15 protein-coding genes are annotated in these 23,574 nt (G+C 70.8%); 11 read left to right on the top strand and 4 right to left on the bottom strand.

All coding sequences use genetic code 11. The features are described from left to right. Nucleotides 1-148 precede the first annotated feature (148 nt). Genes lgt through ABZX02_RS38405 form a run of 3 tightly spaced genes read left to right on the top strand, consistent with a single transcriptional unit; the run spans nucleotide 149 to nucleotide 3,214 of the window. Nucleotides 149-1,126, top strand: a complete 978-nt coding sequence (gene lgt / locus ABZX02_RS38395; protein WP_355306166.1) for a prolipoprotein diacylglyceryl transferase — start codon at nucleotides 149-151, stop codon at nucleotides 1,124-1,126. 3 nt (nucleotides 1,127-1,129) lie between these two features. Continuing rightward, nucleotides 1,130-1,792, top strand: coding sequence for a response regulator transcription factor (locus tag ABZX02_RS38400; RefSeq protein WP_355306086.1), 663 nt, complete (start codon nucleotides 1,130-1,132; stop codon nucleotides 1,790-1,792). A 48-nt stretch (nucleotides 1,793-1,840) separates the two neighbouring features. Beyond that, entirely contained in the window at nucleotides 1,841-3,214 is a 1,374-nt protein-coding gene (locus ABZX02_RS38405) for a HAMP domain-containing sensor histidine kinase (protein WP_355306088.1), read from the top strand. Here ABZX02_RS38405 and ABZX02_RS38410 read toward each other — a convergent pair. Beyond that, a complete protein-coding gene (locus ABZX02_RS38410) occupies nucleotides 3,183-4,082 on the bottom strand; it encodes a TAXI family TRAP transporter solute-binding subunit (protein ID WP_355306090.1) in 900 nt (299 codons plus the stop codon). The genes ABZX02_RS38405 and ABZX02_RS38410 overlap by 32 nt on opposite strands. A gap of 110 nt (nucleotides 4,083-4,192) precedes the next feature. On the opposite strand from ABZX02_RS38410, the gene dctA reads away from it, so the two are divergent. The 4 genes from dctA to ABZX02_RS38430 all read left to right on the top strand — a co-directional run bounded on the left by dctA (nucleotide 4,193) and on the right by ABZX02_RS38430 (nucleotide 12,651). Then, nucleotides 4,193-5,551, top strand: coding sequence for a C4-dicarboxylate transporter DctA (gene dctA / locus ABZX02_RS38415; RefSeq protein WP_355306092.1), 1,359 nt, complete (start codon nucleotides 4,193-4,195; stop codon nucleotides 5,549-5,551). A 544-nt stretch (nucleotides 5,552-6,095) separates the two neighbouring features. Next, nucleotides 6,096-10,619, top strand: coding sequence for a glutamate synthase large subunit (gene gltB, locus ABZX02_RS38420; RefSeq protein ID WP_355306094.1), 4,524 nt, complete (start codon nucleotides 6,096-6,098; stop codon nucleotides 10,617-10,619). Next, the gene (locus ABZX02_RS38425; protein ID WP_355306096.1) at nucleotides 10,612-12,117 is read left to right on the top strand and encodes a glutamate synthase subunit beta; all 1,506 of its coding nucleotides are present in this window, start codon (nucleotides 10,612-10,614) and stop codon (nucleotides 12,115-12,117) included. The genes gltB and ABZX02_RS38425 overlap by 8 nt, the downstream gene beginning before the upstream one ends. Before the next feature lie 135 nt (nucleotides 12,118-12,252). Then, nucleotides 12,253-12,651 (top strand): hypothetical protein, encoded by a 399-nt coding sequence (locus ABZX02_RS38430; RefSeq protein WP_355306098.1) that lies wholly within the window; start codon nucleotides 12,253-12,255, stop codon nucleotides 12,649-12,651. On the opposite strand, the gene ABZX02_RS38435 is transcribed toward ABZX02_RS38430, so the two are convergent. Both ABZX02_RS38435 and ABZX02_RS38440 read right to left on the bottom strand, forming a co-directional pair. Next, nucleotides 12,641-13,606 carry a phosphate/phosphite/phosphonate ABC transporter substrate-binding protein gene (locus ABZX02_RS38435; protein WP_355306100.1) on the bottom strand — a complete coding sequence of 322 codons (966 nt, stop codon included), beginning with the start codon at nucleotides 13,604-13,606 and terminating at the stop codon, nucleotides 12,641-12,643. The genes ABZX02_RS38430 and ABZX02_RS38435 overlap by 11 nt on opposite strands. Further along, complete coding sequence (locus tag ABZX02_RS38440; RefSeq protein ID WP_355306102.1) at nucleotides 13,603-17,208, bottom strand: TIR domain-containing protein; 3,606 nt, start codon at nucleotides 17,206-17,208, stop codon at nucleotides 13,603-13,605. The genes ABZX02_RS38435 and ABZX02_RS38440 overlap by 4 nt, the downstream gene beginning before the upstream one ends. A 249-nt stretch (nucleotides 17,209-17,457) precedes the next feature. On the opposite strand from ABZX02_RS38440, the gene ABZX02_RS38445 reads away from it, so the two are divergent. The 4 genes from ABZX02_RS38445 to ABZX02_RS38460 all read left to right on the top strand — a co-directional run bounded on the left by ABZX02_RS38445 (nucleotide 17,458) and on the right by ABZX02_RS38460 (nucleotide 20,713). Then, complete coding sequence (locus ABZX02_RS38445) at nucleotides 17,458-17,772, top strand: hypothetical protein (RefSeq protein WP_355306104.1); 315 nt, start codon at nucleotides 17,458-17,460, stop codon at nucleotides 17,770-17,772. Between the two features lie 157 nt (nucleotides 17,773-17,929). Then, on the top strand, nucleotides 17,930-18,403 hold the full coding sequence (locus tag ABZX02_RS38450; protein WP_355306106.1) for a carbonic anhydrase: 474 nt from the start codon (nucleotides 17,930-17,932) through the stop codon (nucleotides 18,401-18,403). A 13-nt stretch (nucleotides 18,404-18,416) separates the two neighbouring features. Beyond that, nucleotides 18,417-19,745, top strand: coding sequence for a SulP family inorganic anion transporter (locus ABZX02_RS38455; RefSeq protein WP_355306108.1), 1,329 nt, complete (start codon nucleotides 18,417-18,419; stop codon nucleotides 19,743-19,745). 155 nt (nucleotides 19,746-19,900) lie between these two features. Then, a complete protein-coding gene (locus ABZX02_RS38460; protein ID WP_355306110.1) occupies nucleotides 19,901-20,713 on the top strand; it encodes a DNA/RNA non-specific endonuclease in 813 nt (270 codons plus the stop codon). On the opposite strand, the gene ABZX02_RS38465 is transcribed toward ABZX02_RS38460, so the two are convergent. Beyond that, a complete protein-coding gene (locus ABZX02_RS38465; protein ID WP_355306112.1) occupies nucleotides 20,703-23,567 on the bottom strand; it encodes an NACHT domain-containing protein in 2,865 nt (954 codons plus the stop codon). The two genes, ABZX02_RS38460 and ABZX02_RS38465, sit on opposite strands and share 11 nt — an antisense overlap. Nucleotides 23,568-23,574: the final 7 nt, after the last annotated feature.

Genomic DNA, 23,574 nt, shown 5'->3' on the forward strand with positions numbered 1-23,574 from the left:
GGTGGGTGAACGGGGAAGGCGAGTACGAGTGCCGTGCGTCGGTTGAGAGCGAAGGGAGGGGTGATCGGCTCCGGCAGGGTTCGGGCTCGATAACGATCGCGCGCCCCAACGAGACGCTCACAGGGCGACCGGTACGGTGGGCGCCGTGTTGACCGCCCTTCTGGCCACGATCCCGAGTCCCGACCGCGGTGTTTGGTACCTCGGTCCGCTCCCCATCAGGGCCTACGCGCTGTGCATCATCGCAGGCATCATCGTCGCCATCTGGTGGGGTGAGCGCCGCTGGGTCGAACGCGGCGGCATCAAGGGTGAGGTCACCGACATCGCCGTGTGGGCGGTGCCGTTCGGCCTGGTCGGCGGGCGGCTCTACCACGTCATCACCGACAACCAGAAGTACTTCGGGCCGGGCAAGAACCCGCTCGCGGCGCTGGAGATCTGGAACGGTGGCCTCGGCATCTGGGGTGCCATCGCGCTCGGTGCCGTGGGTGCGTGGATCGGGTGCCGGCGCAAGGGCATCCCGTTGCCCGCGATGGCGGACGCGCTGGCGCCGGGCATCGTCGTCGCGCAGGCCATCGGGCGGCTCGGCAACTACTTCAACCAGGAGCTCTACGGTGGCGACACGACGTTGCCGTGGGGGCTGGAGATCTACCGCCGGGTGACGCCGGAGGGTCGTGAGGACGCGCTGGCGGGTGTGGCCATCGACCACACGCCGATCCAGGTCGTGCACCCGACGTTCCTCTACGAGCTGCTGTGGAACCTCGGTGTCGCGCTGCTGATCGTGTGGGCGGACCGGAAGTTCCGGCTGGGTCACGGGCGGGTGTTCGCGCTCTACGTCGCGGGCTACACGGCCGGGCGGTTCTGGATCGAGCTCATGCGCACGGACGAGGCGACGCTGATCTTCGGCACGCGCGTGAACGTGTTCGTGTCGGCTCTCGTGTTCTTCGGTGCGGTGGCGTACTTCATCATCGCCCGGTCGCGGGGTGAGCGCGAGGACGTGGCCGCGCTGCGCGGCACCACCGAGCCGGTCGAGGCCGCCGAGGCGGAGACCGAAGACGTGACCGAGGCGAAGGCCGAGGACGAGGTCGAGAAGGACAAGAAGGACTCCCCGGAGTCGGTCAAACCGGAGTGATCTGTGCGCGTGCTCGTCGTCGAGGATGACGACCGGGTGGCCCGGGGCCTGCTGACCGCACTGCGGCACGCGGGCTACGAGGTGCATCGGGTGGCCACGGCCGCCGACGCGCTGCGGGCCGCGCCTGCCGACGTGGTGCTGCTCGACCTCGGCCTGCCCGACGGGGACGGCCTGGACGTGCTGCGCGAGCTGCGGCACCGGCCGGGCACCGCCGTCATCACCGTCACGGCGCGCGGTGAGGAACGCGAGCGCGTGCTCGGGCTGCGGGCCGGCGCCGACGACTACGTGGTGAAGCCGTTCGGCACGTCCGAGCTCCTCGCCCGCATCGAGGCCGTGCTGCGCCGCACGCGCACGCACCGCGCGGAACCGGAGAGCGAGGGGCCGATCCAGATCGGTGCGCTGCGGATCAACGCCTCGACCCGCAGCGCCACTGTGGACGGTGAGCCGCTCGCGCTGACCCGCAAGGAGTTCGACCTGCTCGCCCTCCTCGCGACCCGCAAGGGCGAGGTGGTGAGCCGCGACTTCATCGTCGACCAGGTGTGGCAGGCGCACTGGGAGGCGCCGTCGCGGACGCTCGACACGCACATCGCGGCGCTGCGCGGCAAGCTCGGTGCCCACGTGAAGATCGAGACGGTGCGGGGAGTGGGCTACCGGCTCGTCACGTGACGAGTGTCCGAGAGACACGCGCGAAGAGGTGCGGAACAATCGCAGACGATGCTCCGCCGACTGCTCGTCATCACCGTTCCGCTGCTCGTCGCCCTGGTCGCGGCGCTCGGCATCCCTTTGGCGTCCGCGGTCGTGCAGCGCGAGACCCAGACGACGTACCTCGACCGCCTCGGTGACGCGAGCCGGTTCGCGAGCCTCGGCGAGAGCGCGCTGCAGTCGGACCGGCTGGAGGCGCTGAGCCAGGAGATCCAGCGCTACGACACCCTCTACGACATCCCCGTCGCGCTGGTGAGCGCGGACCGGCGGATCCTGCTGTCGTCACGGCAGGGGTTCGACCCGAGCAGCGACCCCGAGGTCACGAAAGCCCTCAACACGGCGTTGAACGGCGGTATCAGGCCCGAGCCCGAGTACACGGGGTGGCCGTGGCGGACCGGGCCGATGGTCGTGGTCGAGCCGGTCGGGCGGGACAGCGAGGTCGTGGCCGCGGTCGTCACCATCTCGCAGACCGGTGACCTGAGGGCCGAGGTGCTGCGGCAGTGGGGGCTGATGGCGCTGGCCGGGCTCGCGCCGATGCTGGCCGTGGTCGCCGCCGCCTGGCCCATGTCGCGGTGGGTGCTGCGGCCGGTCGGCCGGCTCGACGAGGCCACGGCCGCGGTGGCGGCGGGCAACCTCGACGTGCGGGCCGACGAGGTCGGCGGGCCACAGGAGCTGCGACGGCTCGCGCGCAGCTTCAACACCATGGTCGACGTCGTCGGCAAGGCGTTGAACAGGCAGAAGGCGTTCGTCGCCGACGCGTCGCACCAGCTGCGGAACCCGCTCGCCAGCCTGCGGCTCGCCGTGGACAACCTGGAGCCGCACGTGCAGGGCGAGCTCGCGCGGGAGGCGCACCAGATCGCGGTCGAGGAGGCCGAGGAGATGGGGCGCGTGCTCGACACGCTGCTCGCCGCGACCCGCCTCGACAGCGCCCGGCAGACCGAGCCCGTCGAGATCGACCAGCTGCTCACGACGCACCGGGCGGCGTGGCAGGCGCTCGCCGGCAAGTCCGGGGTGGAGCTCAGGATCGACGTGCCGCCCGGCCTCACCATGCAGGAACCGCCCGGCGGTCTCGGCAGCGTGCTCGACGAGCTCGTCAGCAACGCCATCCGCCTCGCCAACGCCACCGAGGTCGTGGTCACCGGCAGGCCCGGTGAGCTGCACGTCATCGACAACGGCGACGGCCTCACGCACGACGAGCGGGAGCTCGCGCTGCAGCGGTTCTGGCGCGCCACCAAGCACCAGAACATCGCGGGCACCGGCATGGGCCTCGCGATCTGCGCGGAGCTCATCGAGTCGGCGGGCGGCACGCTCACCCTGCACGACGCCGGGCCCGGTCTGGACGCGAAGATCGCCCTCAGCGCTTCACGGAACGGAACCAGCGCATAGCGCCGTCGTGCAGCGGCACGAGCCCGGTCGCGATGCCCGTGCGGACGTTGATCCGCGACGCCTCCGGGTGGCCCTCCACGATCCGCGCGGTCTCGGTGAACACCGTGCGCGTCACGACCTCGACGACGTCCGCGCTCAGCGACTCCCGCGCCAGCAGCAGGTTCGGCACCGCGAACGTCTGGTTCGCCGGCACGTCCTCGTAGGTGGTGCTCGGAATCGTCGCGGGGATGTACGGGCCCTTGTACTTCTCGGCGAGGGCGATCGCCTCCTGCGGGATGTTGACCAGCCGCACGTTGCCCTGCAGGTCCGTGATCGCGGGGGTCGGGATGCCGGTCAGCGCCAGCATCGCGTCGAGCGACCCGTTCGCCACGCGGCGGGACGCCTCCGCGTGCGCCATGCGTTCGTCCACTGCGGACAGTTGGAAGAACTCCAGCATCCGCTTGGCGGTGAACTCCGTGCCGGATCCGACGGGCCCGAGCGAGACGCGCTTGCCCGCGAGGTCGGCGAACGTGTGGATCGGCGAGGCGGCCGGCACGGCGATCTGCATGAAGCTGTCGTAGAGCCGGCCGACGGCGCGGACGCTCTGCGGGTCGTCGATGGGGTCCAAAGAGGACAGCGCGAGCTGGGCCTCTCCCGACCGCAGCAGCTGGAGGTTCTCGACCGACGCGGCGGTGGGGATCGCGGTGACCTTGGTGCCCGGCAGCTGTTCGGCCAGCGCCGCCGCCAGCGCGCCTCCGACCTCGCGGAACACCGCCCCCTCCGGACCGGTGGCGAGCACCAGCTCGGCGGGTGCCTCCACCCTGCGCGGAGTGCACCCGGTCAGGGCCAGCCCGGCCCCCAGCAGAAGCGTGCGACGGCTGAGTGACACCAGCGAAGCCTAGCTGTTACGTCAGGGCTGTCTGAAGTTTCCTCAGGTCGGCTTGTCGGCTCTGGTGGCGCGGCTCACTCTCTTCGCAACACGTAGTTCAAGGAGGAACAGTGGCCACCACGACCACAGGGCGCAAACCGATCTACAAGCACCTCTACTTCTGGGTGCTCGTCTCCATCGTTCTGGGCGCTGCCGTCGGCTTCCTGTTCCCGAAACAGGCGTCGGAGATGAAGTGGCTCGCCGACCTGTTCGTGAACCTCGTCAAGGTCGTCATCGCGCCGACCATCTTCGCGACGATCATCGTCGGCATCGCGGGCCTCGGAAACCTCGCCAAGGCGGGTGGCCTCGCACTCCGCACGATCCTCTACTTCACCGCGATGACCACGGTGGCGCTCGCCATCGGCCTCATCGTCGTGAACATCGTCCAGCCGGGTCACCACGGCGGTGACATCACGCTGAACGCGAGCCAGGCCGACGCGACGCTGAAGTCCGCCTCGACCGCGGAGACCGGTGTCACCGGCTTCATCCTGAGCCTGGTACCGAAGTCGTTCGTCAGCGCGTTCACCGACGGGCAGCTCATCCAGGTGCTCGTGGTCGCCATCCTCGTGGCCGTCGCGGTCGCCGGCATGGGCGAGCGCGGTGCCAAGGTCGTCTCCGCGATGGAGACGCTGTCCAAGGTCATGTTCGGCATCATCAAGATCGTCATGTACGTGGCCCCGATCGGTGCCTTCGGCGGTATCGCCTACACCGTCGGCAAGTTCGGCGGCAGCGTGCTGGGCAAGCTGCTCTGGCTGATGGGCTCCTTCTACGCCACCTGCCTGCTGTTCATCATCGTGGTGCTCGGCCTGGTCGCGAAGTTCGCGGGCTTCAGCCTCTTCAAGTTCCTGCGCTACATCAAGGACGAGATCCTGATCGTGCTCGGCACCTCGTCGTCCGAGTCCGTGCTGCCGCGCATGATGGTCAAGCTGGAGGCGGCGGGCGCCCAGAAGTCGGTCGTCGGCCTCACCATCCCGACCGGTTACTCGTTCAACCTCGACGGCACCTGCATCTACCTGACCATGGGCGCGATCTTCATCGCCCAGGCCACGGGTCACGACGTGTCGATCGGCGTCCAGATCGGCCTGCTGCTCTTCATGCTGATCGCGTCGAAGGGCGCGGCGGGCGTCACCGGCGCCGGCCTCGTCACCCTGGCCGCCTCGCTGCAGGCCTTCGAGGCGCACTCGGCCATCCCCGCGGTCGGCATCGCGCTGATCGTCGGCATCGACCGCTTCATGTCCGAGGCCCGCGCCATCACGAACGTGATCGGCAACGGTGTCGGGTCGCTCGTGGTCGCCGCCTGGCAGAAGGGGCTCGACAAGGAGCGTCTGACCGAGGTCCTGAACAACCCCGACAGCGTCGACGTCGACGACCTGCTCGCGAAGCAGACCGGCGCGGACGACGACAAGAAGGAGCCGGTCGCGGCTCACTGAGGACGTCCGTGGCCGGAGGCGACTCTTCCCGCCTCCGGCCACGCGACCTCACGACCTCCACGAATGCCGAGGTCCCGCTCTCCCCGCATGCGGCGCGGGGTGAACGGGGCCTCGGTCTCGTTTGGAGGGCAACAACACCCGGTCTGCCCGGACGGACGGCCCCGGCGCGACCGGTCTTCGAGTGGTGAGCGTCCGCTAACTGGGACGCTGGGCGGCTGAACAGCCAAAACGACGAGGTACCCAGCTCAACCAGTGGCAAACCGGGAATGTAGCGCAACTCTCATCCGACTGGCCGAAGTTGAACGGTCGGTTACGCTTACTCGGCTGTAACGAACGCCGACGTTGGCGGCAATGTCGTTCCCCAGCGGGGAATCGTTACACATCCATGACCTAGATCACCCATTGGCGGGTGTCCCTGGGTTTCGCGGCTGTTAAAGTCGCGTCAACACGCGGGCCATCGTCGTCCCGTGCTCCCACCTGTTGGTTCGAGGTCTGAGCACGAGGACTTAGTTCTTTCGCGAGGACGACGAAGGAGGTCTGCGCAGTGATCTTCTCCGCCATCCCCGGCCCCCAGGGTCTCTACGACCCGGCTGATGAGCGCGACGCCTGCGGCGTCGCCATGGTGGCCGACATCCAGGGCAGGCGTTCCCACGGCATCGTGAGCGATGCCCTGACCGCGCTCGCGAACCTGGAGCACCGGGGCGCCGCCGGCGCCGAGCCCACGTCGGGCGACGGTGCTGGCATCCTGCTGCAGCTGCCGGACGAGTTCCTGCGCGCTGTGGTGGACTTCGACCTGCCCGAGCGCGGGCAGTACGCGGCGGGCATCGCCTTCCTGCCGTTCGAGACCGAGGAACGCGCCGCGGCGATGGTGCAGATCGAGCGCATCGCCGAGGAGGAGAACCTCGTCGTCCTCGGCTGGCGCGAGGTCCCGACCGACCCGGAGTCCGCCGACGTCGGCCCGACGGCCATGTCGGTGGCGCCGCACTTCGCGCAGCTCTTCGTGAAGGGCACGCGCGACGAGGCTGGGATCGCCCTGGACCGCCTGGCCTTCTGCCTGCGCAAGCGGGTGGAGCACGAGGGCAGCGTCTACTTCCCCTCCCTTTCGGCACGAACGATCGTCTACAAGGGAATGCTGACGACCGAGCAGCTGCCGGCGTTCTTCCCGGACCTGTACGACGAGCGCCTCTTCTCGGCGATCGCGTTGGTGCACAGTCGTTTCTCCACGAACACCTTCCCGTCGTGGCCGCTCGCGCACCCGTTCCGGTTCGTCGCGCACAACGGTGAGATCAACACCGTCCGCGGCAACCGCAACCGCATGCGCGCCCGCGAGGCGTTGCTGGACAGCGAACTGATCCCTGGCGACCTCGCGCGGCTGTTCCCGATCTGCAACCCGGACGGCTCGGACTCCGCGTCGTTCGACGAGGTGCTGGAGCTGCTGCACCTCGGCGGCCGCAGCCTGCCGCACGCGGTCCTGATGATGATCCCGGAGGCGTGGGAGAACCACGCCACGATGGACCCGAAGCGCCGCGCGTTCTACCAGTTCCACGCGTCGCTGATGGAGCCGTGGGACGGCCCGGCCTGCGTCACGTTCACCGACGGCGAGCTCGTCGGCGCGGTCCTCGACCGCAACGGCCTGCGCCCCGCCCGCTGGTGGCAGACCGCCGACGGCCGCGTCGTGCTCGCGTCCGAGACCGGTGTGCTCGACGTGCCGTCCGACCAGGTCGTCGCCAAGGGCCGCCTGCAGCCCGGCCGCATGTTCCTCGTCGACACCGCGCAGGGCCGCATCATCGACGACGAGGAGTTCAAGTCGAACCTCGCGTCGGAGCAGCCCTACGACGAGTGGCTGCACGCCGGCCTGCTCGACCTGGCCGACCTGCAGGACCGCGAGCACGTGGTGCAGAGCCACGAGTCCGTCGTGCGCCGCCAGCTCACCTTCGGCTACACCGAGGAGGAGCTGCGGATCCTGCTCACGCCCATGTCGATCATGGGCATGGAACCGCTGGCGTCCATGGGTTCCGACACCCCGGTCGCGGCGCTCAGCCAGCGTTCGCGGCTGCTCTACGACTACTTCGTGCAGAACTTCGCGCAGGTCACGAACCCGCCGCTGGACGCGATCCGCGAGGAGATCGTCACGTCGGTCAAGCGCGTGATGGGTCCCGAGCAGAACCTGCTCGACCCCGGCCCGGTGTCGTGCCGCCACGTGACGCTCGACTACCCGGTGATCGACAACGACGAGCTCGCCAAGCTCATCCACATCAACGACGACGGCGACCTGCCGGGCTTCGCCTGCACCGTCCTGTCCGGACTGTACGAAGTGGACGGTGGTGGCGAGGCGCTGACCGCCGCGATCGAGCGCGTGCGTCGCGAGGCGTCGGAGGCCATCGCGAACGGCGCCCGGACGCTGGTGCTCAGCGACCGCGACTCCGACCACCGCATGGCGCCGATCCCGTCGCTGCTGCTCGTCTCCGCGGTGCACCACCACCTGGTGCGCACCAAGGAACGCCTGCGCGTCGCGCTCGTCGTCGAGTCCGGTGACTGCCGCGAGGTCCACCACGTCGCCGCCCTGCTGAGCTACGGCGCCGCCGCGGTGAACCCGTACCTCGCGTTCGAGACGATCGAGGACCTGATCAGCCAGGGCGCCATCACCGGCGTCCCGGCGCACAAGGCGATCCGCAACTACGTCAAGGCGCTCGTCAAGGGCGTCCTGAAGATCATGTCGAAGATGGGCATCTCGACCGTCGGCGCCTACACCGCCGCGCAGATCTTCGAGGCCGTCGGCCTGTCCAACGACCTGCTGGACGAGTACTTCACCGGCACGCAGTCGAAGCTCGGCGGCGCCGGCCTCGACGTCCTCGCCGAGGAGGTGGCCGTCCGCCACCGCCGCGCGCACCCGGACAACCCGACGGCGCGCGAGCACCGCCGGCTCGAGGTCGGTGGCGAGTACTCGTACCGCCGCGAGGGCGAGCTGCACCTGTTCACGCCGGAGACGGTGTTCCTGCTGCAGCACGCCACGAAGACGCGCAAGGAGGAGGTCTTCCGCCAGTACACGGCGGAGGTCGAGCGCATCTCGCGGCAGGGCGGCACGTTGCGCGGGCTGTTCAAGTTCCGCAACGAGGGCCGCACGCCCATCCCGATCGACGAGGTCGAGCCGGTCAGCTCGATCGTCAAGCGCTTCAACACCGGCGCCATGTCGTACGGCTCGATCTCGGCCGAAGCGCACGAGACCCTCGCCATCGCGATGAACCGCCTCGGCGGCCGGTCCAACTCCGGCGAGGGCGGCGAGGACCGCGAGCGCCTGTACGACCCCGAGCGGCGTTCGGCGGTCAAGCAGGTCGCGAGTGGACGGTTCGGCGTCACGAGCGAGTACCTCGTGAACTCCACGGACATCCAGATCAAGATGGCGCAGGGCGCGAAGCCCGGCGAGGGCGGCCAGCTGCCCGGCTTCAAGGTCTACCCGTGGGTCGCGCGCACCCGGCACTCCACGCCGGGCGTCGGTCTGATCTCGCCGCCGCCGCACCACGACATCTACTCGATCGAGGACCTGGCGCAACTCATCCACGATCTGAAGAACGCGAACGAGCAGGCGCGGGTTCACGTGAAGCTCGTCTCGTCCATCGGCGTCGGCACCGTCGCCGCCGGTGTGGCGAAGGCGCACGCGGACGTCGTGCTGATCTCGGGCTACGACGGCGGCACCGGCGCCTCGCCGATGAACTCGTTGAAGCACGCGGGAACGCCGTGGGAGATCGGCCTCGCCGAGACCCAGCAGACGTTGCTGCTCAACGGCTTGCGCGACCGCATCACCGTCCAGGTCGACGGCGCGATGCGCACCGGCCGCGACGTCGTGGTCGCCGCGCTGCTCGGTGCCGAGGAGTTCGGCTTCGCCACGGCACCGCTGATCGTCGCGGGCTGCGTGATGATGCGCGTCTGCCACCTCGACACGTGCCCGGTCGGCGTCGCCACGCAGAACCCCGACCTGCGCGCCCGCTACACCGGTCAGGCCGACCACGTCGTGAACTTCTTCGAGTTCATCGCGCAGGAGGCCCGCGAGATCCTGGCCGAGCTCGGTTTCCGCACGATCGACGAGGCCGTCGGTCACGCGGAGCTGCTCGACAAGGACGACGCGATCGAGCACTGGAAGACCGAGGGTCTGAACCTCGCGCCGGTGTTCGAGGTGCCGGAGACCCCGTACCCGACGGCGAAGCGCAAGGTCCGCGACCAGGACCACGGCCTCGACAAGGCCCTGGACCGCACGCTGATCCAGCTCGCCGAGGCGGCGCTCGAGGACGCGCACCAGGTCAAGCTGGAGCTGCCGGTCCGCAACGTCAACCGCACCGTCGGCACGCTGCTCGGCGCCGAGGTCACCCGCCGCTACGGTGGCGAGGGCCTGGAGGACGACACGATCCGGGTCAAGTTGACCGGGTCCGCGGGCCAATCGCTCGGCGCGTTCCTGCCGCGCGGCATCACGCTCGAGATGGTCGGCGACGCGAACGACTACGTCGGCAAGGGCCTGTCGGGCGGGCGGATCATCGTGCGGCCGTTCGAGGACGCGCCGTTCCGCGCCGAGGACCAGGTGATCGCGGGCAACGTGATCGGCTACGGCGCCACGTCCGGCGAGGTCTTCCTGCGCGGCCGGGTCGGCGAACGCTTCTGCGTCCGCAACTCCGGCGCGCTGCTCGTGGCGGAGGGCGTGGGCGACCACGCCTTCGAGTACATGACCGGTGGCCGGGCCGTGGTGCTCGGGCCGACCGGGCGCAACGTCGCGGCCGGCATGTCCGGTGGTATCGCGTACGTGCTCGACCTGGATCCCCTGTCGGTGAACCAGGAGATGGTGAATCTGCAGCGCCTCAGCGCCGAGGACCTGCGTTGGCTCAAGGACGCGGTCACCAAGCACCACAACGCGACGGGTTCCGCCGTCGCCGCGTCGCTGCTCGGGGACTGGACCCGCAGGGCCGGTGCGTTCACGAAGGTCATGCCCGGCGACTACCAGCGCGTTCTCGAGGCCATGCGCCTCGCGCGCGCCGAGGGCCGGGACGTTGACGCGGCTGTCATGGAGGCGTCTCGTGGCTGATCCACAGGGATTCATGAAGTTCTCCCGCTCCGACGCGCCGAAGCGTCCGAAGCCGGAGAGGTTGCAGGACTGGAACGAGGTCTACCTCCACGAGGCACCGGAGGAGCGCAACGCCGCCGTGCGCACGCAGGCGACGCGGTGCATGGACTGCGGCATCCCCTTCTGCCACAGCGGAACCGCGGGCTGTCCACTCGGGAACCTCATCCCCGAGTGGAACGACCTGGTGCGCCGCGGCGACTGGGAGCTCGCCTCGGACCGCCTGCACGCCACCAACAACTTCCCGGAGTTCACGGGCCGGTTGTGCCCGGCACCGTGTGAGGCCGCCTGCGTGCTGTCGATCTCGCACGACGCCGGCGGCGCCGTCGCGATCAAGCGGGTCGAGGAGACCATCGCGGACGTGTCGTGGGAGAACGGCTACGTGCAGCCGTCCCAGGCCGCGGTGTCCTCGGGCAAGCGCGTCGCGGTCGTCGGCTCCGGTCCCGCCGGGCTCGCCGCCGCGCAGCAGCTGACCCGCGCGGGCCACGAGGTCGTGGTGTACGAACGCGACGACCGCCTCGGCGGCCTGCTGCGGTACGGCATCCCCGAGTTCAAGATGGAGAAGAAGGTCCTCGACCGCAGGCTGTCGCAGCTGCGCAAGGAGGGCACGAAGTTCGTCACCGGCTGCGAGGTCGGCGTCGACGTCACCGTCGAGCAGCTGCGGGCGGACTTCGACGCGGTCGTGCTCGCCGTGGGCGCGCTGCGCGGCCGTGACGACAAGTCGACGCCCGGTCGTGAGCTCCAGGGCGTGCACCTCGCGATGGACCACCTGGTCCCCGCGAACCGCGCGGTCGAGGGCGACGGCCCGTCGCCGATCTCCGCCGAGGGCAAGCACGTCATCGTCATCGGCGGTGGCGACACCGGCGCCGACTGCTACGGCACCGCGACCCGCCAGGGCGCGCTGTCCGTGACGCAGCTCGACCAGTACCCGATGCCGCCATCGGTCCGCGACGACGACCGCTCGCCGTGGCCGGTGTGGCCGCACATCCTGCGCACCTACCCCGCGCACGAGGAGGCCGGCGAACGCCGCTTCACCGTGGCGGTCCGTCGCTTCGTCGGTGACGAGGCCGGCCACGTGCGGTTCATCGAGCTGCAGCAGGTGCGCGTCGAGAAGGACTCGTCCGGCCGTCGTTCGGTCGTGCCGCTGTCCGACGAGATCGAGGTCCTGCCCGCGGACATGGTGCTGCTGGCGATCGGCTTCGAGGGCGTCGAGCACATGCGGCTCCTGGACGACCTGGACATCACGCTGACGCAGCGCGGCACGATCTCGTGCGGCTCCGACTGGCAGACGACCGCGCCCGGCGTGTTCGTCTGCGGGGACGCCCACCGCGGCGCGTCCCTGGTGGTGTGGGCGATCGCGGAGGGGCGGTCCGTGGCCAACGCCGTGGACAAGTTCCTCACAGGTGCCTCGAACCTGCCCTCGCCCGTCATCCCGAACCAGCTTCCGCTCGCTGTGGTCTGACAACGGCGTCCGACAGCGGAGAGCAGCATGACGCCCCGCGCGACAACGACGTCGCGCGGGGCGTTCGCCTTTCTGCCGCTTGGCGGAGGACGAATTCGCCGTCCTGCCGACGCCGTGACCCGCTACCGTGCGCTCGTGAGCGACTGGGACGGCATCTACCGGATCATCGGCACGTCCGGGACCGGGACCTGGGACGAGGTCGGCACGACGTGGCGCGGCCGGTACGCGGGCGCCCGCGCGTACCGGTCGTCGATCCAGATCGTCGACAGCGTGCTGGCGAGCGGGATCGCGGGCCAGCTCCTCGTGGCCACGGCGATGGACGACCTCGCGGTGGCGCCCGCGGCCCCGAAGGCCGGCCGGGACGGGACGATCACGGTGATCTCACCGGTGAGCTACCCGGTCGTGCCCGAGCACATGGGACTGGCCTTCTGCACCTCGAGCGGCCGGCGCCGGGAGTTCCGCCAGCACCCCATCGAGGACGCGGTCACCGGGTTCTGGCGGATGGTCGAGGAGAAGTTCGGCCTCACCCGCTAGGTCGTGGCCCGGAAGTTCGTCCGATGGCAGGTGCGGGCGAGAGACCCGGAGACGGCCTGGGCGCGCACGAGGTTCTCCCGACGCGCCGGCACACCGCGCGCACCGGGTCGTACAGCGAGTCGTCCACCTCCGCGTACCCCCACGCCGTCGCGTCGCCGACCGGGCACTCGCCCTGGCAGAACCCGTTGGCGCGCAGGTGGTCCGCGGTCGCCTTGAAGCGCAGCGCCGTGACGATCCGTCCCCGCAGCGGTTCCGGCAGGTCGTCCGCGACGACCAGCGGCGCGCCGGGGATCGGGCCGGACGTCCAGAACTTCGTCAGCTGTCCGGGCTGGAGCTGGCCGCGTTCCACCAGGTGCCGGTCGACCATCTCGTCGAACGCGAAACCCGCGTCGCACTGCCGGTTCGCGACGGCCAGCGCCGTCGCCTCGTGGCCGCTCGTGAACACGGGTGCGGTGTCGCGCAACGGATCGATGCCGATCTCGTGGAGCGCCGCGCTCGGGTACAGGAACCCGGACGTGGACATCCGGTCGGCGTAGCAGACCTTGCGGCCGCGCAGGTCCGTCAGCGAGGTGATGGACGAGTCGGCGTGCGTGAAGCCGAACGCGCGGTACGAGGGGTCCGCGCCCTTCTCCTTCACCTGCGCGGAGACGGGGGTGACGCGGGCGCCCCGTTCGCGCGCCACGACGTAGGACAGCGGGCCGAGCGCGCCGATGTCGACCGTGCCGTCACGCATGCCGTCTACCAGGGCGTCGTAGCTCGTCGACTCCTGCACGCGGATCTCGGCGCCGGTCTCCCGCCGCAGCATGGCGACGATCGGCAGGAACGTCTGCTGGGTCGTGATCGAGCTCGCCGTGGGGAGGCCGCTGAACACGAGCACCTCCTGCGCGGACGTCCCGCCGCCGGGTGGCGTCGCGCACGCGGTGAGGAGCAGGAGCGCCGGGAGGACGCGCTTCATCGCAGGTCTCCCGGGCAGGTGTCGCGGTACGGCAGGGCCGGGAGGTACTGCAGCCACTCGGCGCGGGTGAGGCCTCCGCCCGCGATCGCGCAGGTGCGGTGCGCGACGTTGTCCAGCAAAGTCATGTCCCACAACACGGTCGTGCCGTCCGAGCCCGCCGTCGCGAGCACGGTGCCGCTCGGGGCGAACGCCGCCGAGTTCACCGCCATCCGGTGGCCTTCGAGCCGGCGGCCGATCTGGCGGGGCTGGTTCGGGTCGGTGACGTCCCAGACGACCGTGCCGCCGGTGGAGGTGCCGGCCGCGAGCCGCGCGCCGTCCGGGGAGAACGCCAGCGCGGTGACCTGGTCGTTCTGGCCCAGGGGCTGGCCGAGCGCGAGCGGGCGGCCGGGGTCGGCGACGTTCCACAGGACGGTCGTGCCGTCGGTGCTGCCGACGGCCAGCACGGTGCCGTCGGCGGAGAACGCGGCCGCGCTCACCCCGGTGTTGTTGCCGGACAACGGGCTGCCGATGGGCTTGCGATTCGGCGCGTCCCACAGCACGACCGTGGTGCCGTCGACGACCGTCGCGTCCATGTCCCCGTGCGACGCCAACGGGTACAGCCGCGAGGCGCCCGAGGTCTCGCCGATCTTCTTCGGCTGCTGCGGGTAGCCGACGTCCCAGTGGATCTGGCGGTTGTCCGCGCCGGTGGTGACGAGCGTGGTGCCGTCGGTGAACGCGACGGACTTCACCAGCATGCCGTGCCCGGTGAGCGGCAGGCCGATGCGGCCGGGGCGGTCGGCCATCTCCCACACGATCGCCGGTCCCTGCGAGCTGCCGGTGACGAGTCGCCTGCCGTCCGGGGAGAACGCGAGCGACGAGACCGAACGTCGTTGTCCCGCCAGGGGTTCGCCGTGCTGCCGGGGCTGGGCCGGGGTGCCGACGTCCCAGACCAGCACCGTGCCGTCGTAGCTGCCGGCGGCCAGCAGGGGCGAGGCCGGCGAGAACGCGACGGAGGACACCAGTCCGCTGTGGCCGGTCATCCGGGTGTGCGTCCGGTTCGCGAGGCCCCACACCGTGGTCGCGCCGTCCGAACCGCCGGCGGCCAGCAGCGTGCCGTTGTCGTTGAACGCCACCGAGGTCACGGCCTTGCGGACGCCGTCGTTCAACGGCTCACCCGCGACGGGGCGCTCCGGCGAGCCGATGTCCCACACCACGACGGTGCCGTCCTGGCTGGCGGTCGCGAGCCGCGTGCCGGCGATGGCGACCGCCGACACCCCGTCGCCCTGGCGCCGGAACGGCTCGCCGAGCTGCACCGGCCGGGTCCCGAGCTGCCACAACGCGGTCGTGCCGTCCGAGCGGCCGATCGCGAGCAGCGTCCGGTTCTGGTCGAACGCCACCGAGGTCACCGGCGCTCCGGACGGCAGGCGGTGCCGGCGCGAGGTGTTCCCGGTGTCCCACACCAACACCGAGCCGTCGGAGCTGCCGATCGCGGCGACGTCGAGCGCCAGCGCCACCGAGGTGACCGCCGCGCCGGTACCGGACTCGGTCGCGAGCGGCCGCGGTTCGCCGGTGAGGTCCCACAGGCTCGCGGTGCCGTCCGTGCTGCCGATGACCGCGGTGTGCCCGGTCGGGCCGAACGCCACGGAGGACACGGTCGTGCCGAACGCGCCGCCGTACCGGGTGATCAGCAACGTGTTGAGCAGTTCGATGTCGGTATCCGAACTGGGGGCGAGCTCGTGCGCGGCGAGCCCGAGCCGCAACGCGAGCTGCGGCGACGAGGTGCGCGCGACCTGGGCCTGCGCGATCAGCGCTCGTGCCGTGGCCCGGTCGCGCTCGGCGCTGGCGGTGCTCCACTGGCCCGCCGCGAGCCCCGCCGCGCCGATCGCGGCCACGAGGAACACCGCGAGCCAGCCGACCGTGCGCCTGCGGTCACGGCGGCGTTCGTCGCGCAGGGAGTGGATCCGGGCCCGGCTCACGGCGAGGAACCGCAGCGCGTCGGGGGAGAGGTCGTCGTCGGTCACCAGCGGCGAGACGGCGGCGACCGTGTCCTCGTTGAGCAGCAGGTGGTGCGGGCGCCCGCCCTCGATCCACTGCGAGGCGTCCAGCTCGACGGACTGGGCGGCGCGCAGGCCGATCTGCCGGTCCTCGATCGCCCCGCGCAGCGGCAGCCACTCGGTGAACAACGCCTCGTGCGCCACGCCGATCCAGCGCCCCTGCTGGTCGCCGCTCGCGGTGAGCAGGCGGTGCCGGACGAACACCTCCAGCGCGACGCGGGCCCGGGAGTCGAGCTGGGCCAGGCTGACGCGCTTGCGGGTCGGCCTGCCGGTGTGATCGAGCGTGGCGAGGGACGCGAGCCGGGCGAGCAGCTCCTCCCTGCTCGTCCCGGTCTCCGCGACAGCGCTGTCGAGGACGTCGTCGGCGTGCCGGGCGAGGGCGCCGTGCACCCCGCCGAGGTGCTCGTACCGCTCGCTCGACAACGTGCCGCCGCGCGGTACCCCCATCGCCAGGTGCTGCAACGTGAAGGCGAGCAACGGCAGCGCCTCGCCGCTCGCCGTGTCCTCGACCAGCCGCGCCACCAGTTCGGGGTGCACCTTGATCCCGGCCACGCGGGCGGGGCCGGTGATCACGACGTGCAGCACCTCCCGCGCGAGCGGCGCCAGCACGAACCCGCCGAGGTGGACGCCGCTCAGCTCGGGCAACGTCCGCAGGTCGTCGAGGAACTCCGAGCGCAGGGTGGCGACGATCCGCACGTTGTCCGCGAGCGCGTCCTTGAGCAGGGTCGCGACGAGCTGGCGGTCCTTCTCACCGGCTCGGGTGAAGAGCTCCTCGGCCTGGTCGATGGTGATCAGCAGTCGGCGGTCGGAGTCGACGAGCTCCTGGGCGACGCCGCGCAGTCCGTCGAGGACGAGCCGGTCCCGGGTCTCGGCGAGTGTCCAGTCGAGACCGACGCGGGCGGCGGTCTTGCGCATCGCGCGGGCGAGCGCGTCCAGCGGGTCGTTGCCCGGTAACCACGGCGGCACGACGAGCCAGCGCGGGTCGTCCGCCAGCTGCGCGAGCAGGCCGGCCCGGACCAGTGAGGACTTGCCGCAGCCCGACGGGCCGACGACCGCGAGCAGGCCGGGGCGGCGGCGCACCTTGCGGGCGAGCGCGCGGGTCTCGGTGTCCCGGCCGAAGAACACCGCGCTCAGCGCCGTGCTGAACGCGTCCAGGCCGGGGAACGGTTCCTGGTCCTGCGGGAGCTTGCGGCCACCGGCGTCGAACTGGCGCAGCGCCTTCTCCAGGTGGCCGCGGGCGGTGGCGTGCGGGATGTGGTTGAGGTGCCGGATCAACGGGTGGATCACGCCGCCCAGCTGGACGGGCAGCAGCAGGCACCCCAGGGCGTCCGCGATGGCGACCTCGGCGGTGCACCAGCTGGACACGACCGAGGACTTGCTGACGACGCAGACGACGGCGTCCGCCCGGCGCAGCTCGTGGTGCAGCCGCTCGCGCCAGGCCTCGCCGACCTGGATCCCGTCGTCGGGGTGAACTTCGAGGAAAGTCTCGTGGTCCCGGTCCAACCAGTCGCGTATCTGTGTCGCGATCGCCACATTCTGCGTCGCGTGGCTGATGAAAACTCTCGCCACGGCCCGTCTCCTTTGGGATTCGTCACCGATTGTGCAGATTCGGCAGGGATCGATGGCTGGTGGTCCACTAATCGGCGCATCTACAACGCGACAGGACCACTCTCTGCATACATACGTTTCTGTGAAACAAGAAACCCTTTCGGGTGAAACTCCTGTGTGATGCGGGCGATCTCAGTCTCGTATATCGCGAAGGTTGTCCACTTCGGGCGAAACTGATAGCTGTAGATCAACTCGGTCGGGGGGTGAAGCGTGCGCAGCGTTCTTCTTGCTGTCGTCGTCGCCCTGTGCGCGGTGCTGACCCCGGCCATGTCGACCGTGTCCGTCGGCGCGCCGCCGCCGAAGTCGAAGACCTCTGTCCCCAAGGAGGAAGCGCCCCGCGAGGAGCGCGAGCCGAGCCGGCTGCGCCTGCTGGTCGCGTCCGTCGAGCGAACGTCCAACGTGGCCACACCGTCGTTCGTGACGGTGCTGGCGCCGCGTCCCGCCCGCGGGGTCGCTCCGGTGACCGAGGCCGAACCCATAGCCGTGTGGCGCACACCTCCCGCACTGCAGGTGTTTCGCAACTGATCGGTCCTTGGCCCCACCGATCAACCGAACACATTTCCTACCGCAGTGAGGGACTCCCATGGACTTCCATCGCTTTGTTCAGCATGCCCGCGCACACGCCGCATCGCGTCCGAGTGCGCTCGGCCGTGAGCTCGCCGCAGGTCAGCAGCCCAGCACGATGTTCATCACGTGTGCCGATTCCCGGATCGTGACGGCGGCGATCACGGGCGCCGAGCCCGGCTCGTTGTTCGAACTGCGCACGGCGGGCAACGTGATCCCGCCCTATTCGCTGACCGCGCCGTCCAGCGAGATGGCCACGATCGAGTTCGCGGTGCTGCAACTCGGTGTCAGCGAGATCGTCGTCTGCGGCCACTCGCACTGCGGCGCGGTCGGCGCGCTCAACGGCGGCGGTATCGACCACCTGCCCGCGATGCGCGGCTGGCTGCGTCCCGGACGGCCGCGCCAGGCGTCCGGCCCGGCCATGCGCCCGGAGGGGCAGGAGCACGTGCGCGCACAGCTCGAGGTGCTGCTGGCGTACCCGTTCGTGGCCGAGAAGGTCGCGGCGGGACAGCTGCGCGTCCACGGCTGGTTCTACGACATCGAGACCGGCGAGGTCTCCGCGTGTGCCGAGCACGCTTTCCTTCCGCTGTAGGGGTTTCGACGTGATGAAGACGAAGTGGACCGATCTCGGCGCATCGGTCGTCGTGTTCCTCGTGGCGCTGCCGCTGTGCGTGGGCGTGGCGGTGGCGTCCGGGGTGCCGGCCGAGCTCGGCATCGTGACGGGGGTGGTCGGCGGCATCGTCGTCGGCCTGCTGCCCGGCAGCACGATGCAGGTGAGCGGACCGGCGGCCGGGCTGACGGTGTTGGTGGCGGACGCCGTCAGCAGGCACGGGATCCAGGCTCTGGGCGTGATCGTGCTCAGTGCCGGACTGATGCAGGTGGTGCTGGGCTTAGCCCGGTGCGGACGGTGGTTCCGCGCGATCTCCCCGTCCGTGGTGCAGGGCATGCTCGCGGGCATCGGGCTGGTGCTGATCTTCGGCCAGCTCAAGCACCTGGTCGTGTCGCCGGTCGCCCTGGCGCTCGGCCTGCTCACGGTGCTGATCATGTTGCTGTGGCAGCGCACGCCGTTGCGGGTGGTGCCCGGCATCCTCGTCGGCGTGGTCGTCTGCACGGGACTGGCGGCGGTGTTCGCGTCCGGGGTCGAGAAGATCACGGTCGGCACGCTGTCGGCGGACGTGCACCTGCCGGACTTCTCGTTGCTGGACACGGGAGTCGTCGGCACGGCGGTGGTGTTCGCCCTCGTCGCCTCGGCCGAGTCGATGTTCAGCGCGGCCGCCGTCGACCGCATGCACGACGGCCCGCGCACGCAGTACAACAAGGAGCTCGTCGCGCAGGGCGTGGGCAACACGATCTGCGGCCTGCTCGGCGCGTTGCCGATGACGGCGGTGATCGTGCGCAGCGCGGCGAACGTCAACGCCGGGGCCAGGACGAAGGCGTCCAGGGTGCTGCACGGCGTGTGGCTGCTGCTGTTCGTGGTGCTGCTGCCGGGACTGCTGACGCTGATCCCGGTCGCCGTGCTGGCGGCGGTACTCGTGCACGCCGGGTGGAAGCTGCTGGGCCTGCGCGAGGTGGTCGCGCTGTGGCGCACCGACAGGGCCGAGAGCCTCGTGTTCGTGCTGACGGCCGGTCTCATCGTGGCGACCGACCTGCTGACCGGCACCGTGGCCGGTCTGCTCGCGGCGGTGGTCAAGACCGCCTGGGACGTCTCCCGGCTGCAGGTCACCGTGACGCCGGAGGGGGTGGCGTTGCGGGGCAACGCGACGTTCCTGCGGCTGCCGGTGCTGCTGGACGAGCTCGACCGGGTGGACCGGGAGCACGTGCGGATGGACCTGAGCGGGGTCCGGCACCTCGACCAGGCCTGCGGGCAGGCGATCGACCAGTGGGTGGACCAGTCCCGGCGGGCCGGGAAGACCGTGGAGCTGGTCGGTAGATAGGCGGAGGGCGCCGCGACCCCGAGGTCGCGGCGCCTGCTCGTCCGACGGCGAACTCGTCGGGAAGAACCGATGAACACTGGGCCGTTCGGGTGTACGCGGCTAACGGTCCCGTGGGAGACGTCGACCCTGCAGGTGAACCAGTAGGGGGCGACACCATGACCAGTGCGGGATTCGACGCGAAGTTCCTCGGCACCGCTGCCGGGACCCCGGTCCTGACCGAGTCGGGAGCGGCCGACGCGGTCGAGCTCGACGGCTCGACCACGATCGACTACACGCACTTCTCGCTCGCGATGAGCAAGTCGCGCAAGTTCGCGAGCTGGGTCGCGTGGAACATCGACGGCGGCGAGATGAAGGCGTTGAGCCGCAGCAACATCCCGTTCGTCAAGGACCCGCGCGTGCCGGCGCAGTTCCAGACCGGCGACGAGCTGTACCGCGACAACCGGCTCGACCGCGGCCACCTGGCCCGCCGCGCCGACCTGTGCTGGGGCCCGAAGGCCGAGGCGCAGAAGGCGAACAGGGACTCGTTCTTCTTCACGAACATCACGCCGCAGATGGACGACTTCAACCAGAGCACCAAGGAAGGGCTCTGGGGCAGGCTCGAGGACGCCGTGCTCGCGGACGTCGACGTCGACAACCTCAAGGTCAGCGTCTACGGCGGACCGGTCTTCAACGCCGACGACCGGATCTTCCGCGGTGTCGCGATCCCGCGCGAGTTCTACAAGGCCATCGCGTTCGTGGTGGACGGCGAGCTGCGGTGCAGCGCGTTCCTGCTCACCCAGAACATCGTGCTGGCCGAGGCGCTCGACCTCGACGAGTTCCGCGTGTTCCAGGTGTCGCTGACCGAGCTGGAGAAGCGGGTCAGCCTCACCTTCCCGGCCGAGCTGCACGCCGCCGACACCGCGTCGGTGCAGCTGCTGGACGAGTCGGAGCGCAAGCCGCTCGACAGCCTCGACGACATCAGGTGGTGATGGTCAGCCCCGGCAGTTGAGCACGCAGTTCCGCCAGGCGCGCCGGCGACTCGGGCTGGTGCACCACCAGGTGTTCCAGCCCGGGCAGCGCACGCAGGTCTTGCGCTGACGGCAGTCCGAACACCTCCAGAGTCCTGATGGTCGGCCACCGCTCCAGCCCCGCCAGCGAGTAGGGCGGGCGGTGGTCGATCGCCAGGTCGCGCAACGCGGGCAACGCCGGCAACGCGGCCAGCCCGTCGTCCGTCGCCGAGTCGCGCAGCTGCAGCCTGCGCAGCGCCCCGCCCTCGAGCGACGCCAGGTCGACCCGGCTGAAGTGCAGGTGCAGCTCGTCCAGGTCCTTCACCGGCGACAGGTCGATCCGCCCGAGCGGCCGGCACCGGCTCAGGTGCAGCTCCTTCAGCGACCGCGATCCCGCGAGCGGGGAGAGGTCGCGCATGACCTCGTTCTGCCACAGCTCCAGGCGGTGCAGCGACGGCATGGCGCCCAACGGGTCGAGTGGGTTGATGTTGCCGATGCACCGCACGTACCGCAGCTTCTCCAGGTGCATGATGAACTGGATCCGGTGCCAGCCGCGGACGTCCACCCGCCGGTCGCCGAAATCCACTTTGGACAGCACGGACCGCGCGTACTTCTCCGCGTCCGGGGTGTTCCGCCACGCGCGCAGCAGCTCGTCGATGACCATCGCGTGGTCCACGGCCACGAACTCCGCGATCCGTTCCCACGCGGCTTCGCCGCCGATGTTCGCGAGCGTCCGCACGACGTACGCGGCCTCATCGGCGGCTTCGGGGCCCGGCAGCAGGTCCACCACGAACGACCCTGCCTCGGACAGCGCGTCGGCGTGCGCGAAGCTCGTCGGCGGGATCAGGGCCGCGGCGGCCTGGGTGACCTGCGCCCGCGCGGTCTCCGGTTCGATCACGTCGGCCTGGTCCAGGCAGGCCAGCGCGAGCAGCCGCAGCCTGTCCCGGCCGCGCTCGTCCTTGCGCGTGTCGTCGTTGCCCGCCAGCAGGTCCATCAGCACGCGGGCCCGTTCGCGCGGCCGGGCGTGCGCGACCGCCATCACCACCACGTCGTGCCACTCGTCCAGATGTGCCCTGTCCACCAACAGGTTCAGGTCACCGGCGTCCACGACCTCCTTGGCCGCCAGGTAGTCCCGGAACGTCCGGTGCACGAACTGCACCCGTTCCGAGGACACCTCCCGCAGCAGCCCGGCCCGTTCGAGCAACCGCTGCATCGCCTCGTCCGGGTCGACGTCGTGCGACCGCAGCCCGCGCATCGCGTTGCCGAGCCGGTGCACGGCCTCCTCGCGCGGCACCATCAGCTCCCGGTTGCGCACCAGCGAGTACGCGAACCGCTGCAGCAGGACGAGCTGCTCCTCCTTGGAGAACGACGGCAGCGCGAGCCCGCGGTCCTCGTCCCACCGCACCAGCAGCAGGTCCAGCGCGGCCTCGTAGAGCGACCGGCGGTCGCGCGGCAGGTGCATGTTCCGGTCCTGGTGCAACGCGCACAGCAACCCCGCGAGCAACGGGCTCGACGCGAGCCGCCGCAGGTCGGGCCGCTTCACGAGCGTCGCCACGAGCCGCGCCTCGCACTCGGTCAGCCACACCCGCGCGTCCCGCGTCAGTCCCGGCTCGTCGCGGGCGGCGGTGTGCCAGGCCTCCACGAAGTCGCGGACCCCCTTGTCGCTCAACGGCAGCAGGTCGAACGCGGCGAAGTCCAGGTCCTCCAGCCAGTCCTCGGGCACCGCCGCCGGCCGGGTCGTGACCGCGTACCGGGCCTGCGGGTAGGCGGTGACGAGCTGCTCCAGCCACTGCCGCGCCTCGGCCCGCCGCTCCCACACCAGCTCGTCCACGCCGTCGACGAGCACGAGCGCGCGTCCCTCCCGCAACCGCGCGGTGACCCACCCGGACGGCTTCTCCTCCGCGATCATCGAGGCCGCCGGCGAGATGAACTCCTCCGGCTTCGGCAGCGTCGCGTACTGCCGCAGCGGCACGAAGAACGGCACCAGCCCGAGCCACTCGTCGCCCGAGGTCCGCGTCTCGCCCAGCGCGTTCATCGCGAGCCAGCGCAGGAACGTCGTCTTGCCCGCGCCCGCCCCGCCGCGGACCAGCACGCGGTGCGCGTCCGCGAGCGCCGCCGCCACCGGCAGCCCGGCGCCGGTCAGCTCGTCGGTGTCGCCGACCCTGGCCACCGCCAGCGACACGTACGAGGTGTCGAACGACTGCCGCCGCGGCGCCCGGCCGCGCGAGACACCGAACAGCTCCAGCCCGCCCAGCGCGTGCGCGACCTGGTCGGCGTAGCGGTCCTCGAAGTCCCGGTGCGCCGCCGTCAGCGCCAGCCGGGGCTGGTCCGCGAGCCGCGCCACGGCGTCCGCGGTCGCCCGGCCCACCCGGAACACCTCCACCGCGAGCCGCCGCGCGTACTCGGGCTGCGACCACACCAGTTCCACGACCGCGACGCACACCCGCAGCAGCACCGCGTCGTAGACCGCCGCCGCCCGGTCCGACAGCCCCGCCGCCCGCCGGATCCGCTCGGACCTCGACAGCACGTGGGCGCGCAACGACTCCGGCGTCAGCATGACCCGCAGCGCCTCGTCCGGGCGCAGCGGCAGCGACACCTCGATCGACTCGCGCACCGCGTCCACCGCAGCCCGCCACTCGTGCTCCTCGACACCGGCGAGCTCGCCGCGCGCCAGCTCCGCGCTGACCCGTTCCACCAGCGGACCGGGTCTGGTCAGCTCGCGGCGGCGCCTCTTGTCCCGCGCGCCCTTGTGCACCACGTCGAAGAGACCGAGGAGCACGCGTTCCAGCACGGTCTCCAGCACCATCAGCAGTCCGGCGGAAATCGGGTCGGCCACCCGTCCA

It is taken from the genome of Lentzea sp. NPDC003310 (genome assembly GCF_040610935.1).
Taxonomy (GTDB): domain Bacteria; phylum Actinomycetota; class Actinomycetes; order Mycobacteriales; family Pseudonocardiaceae; genus Lentzea.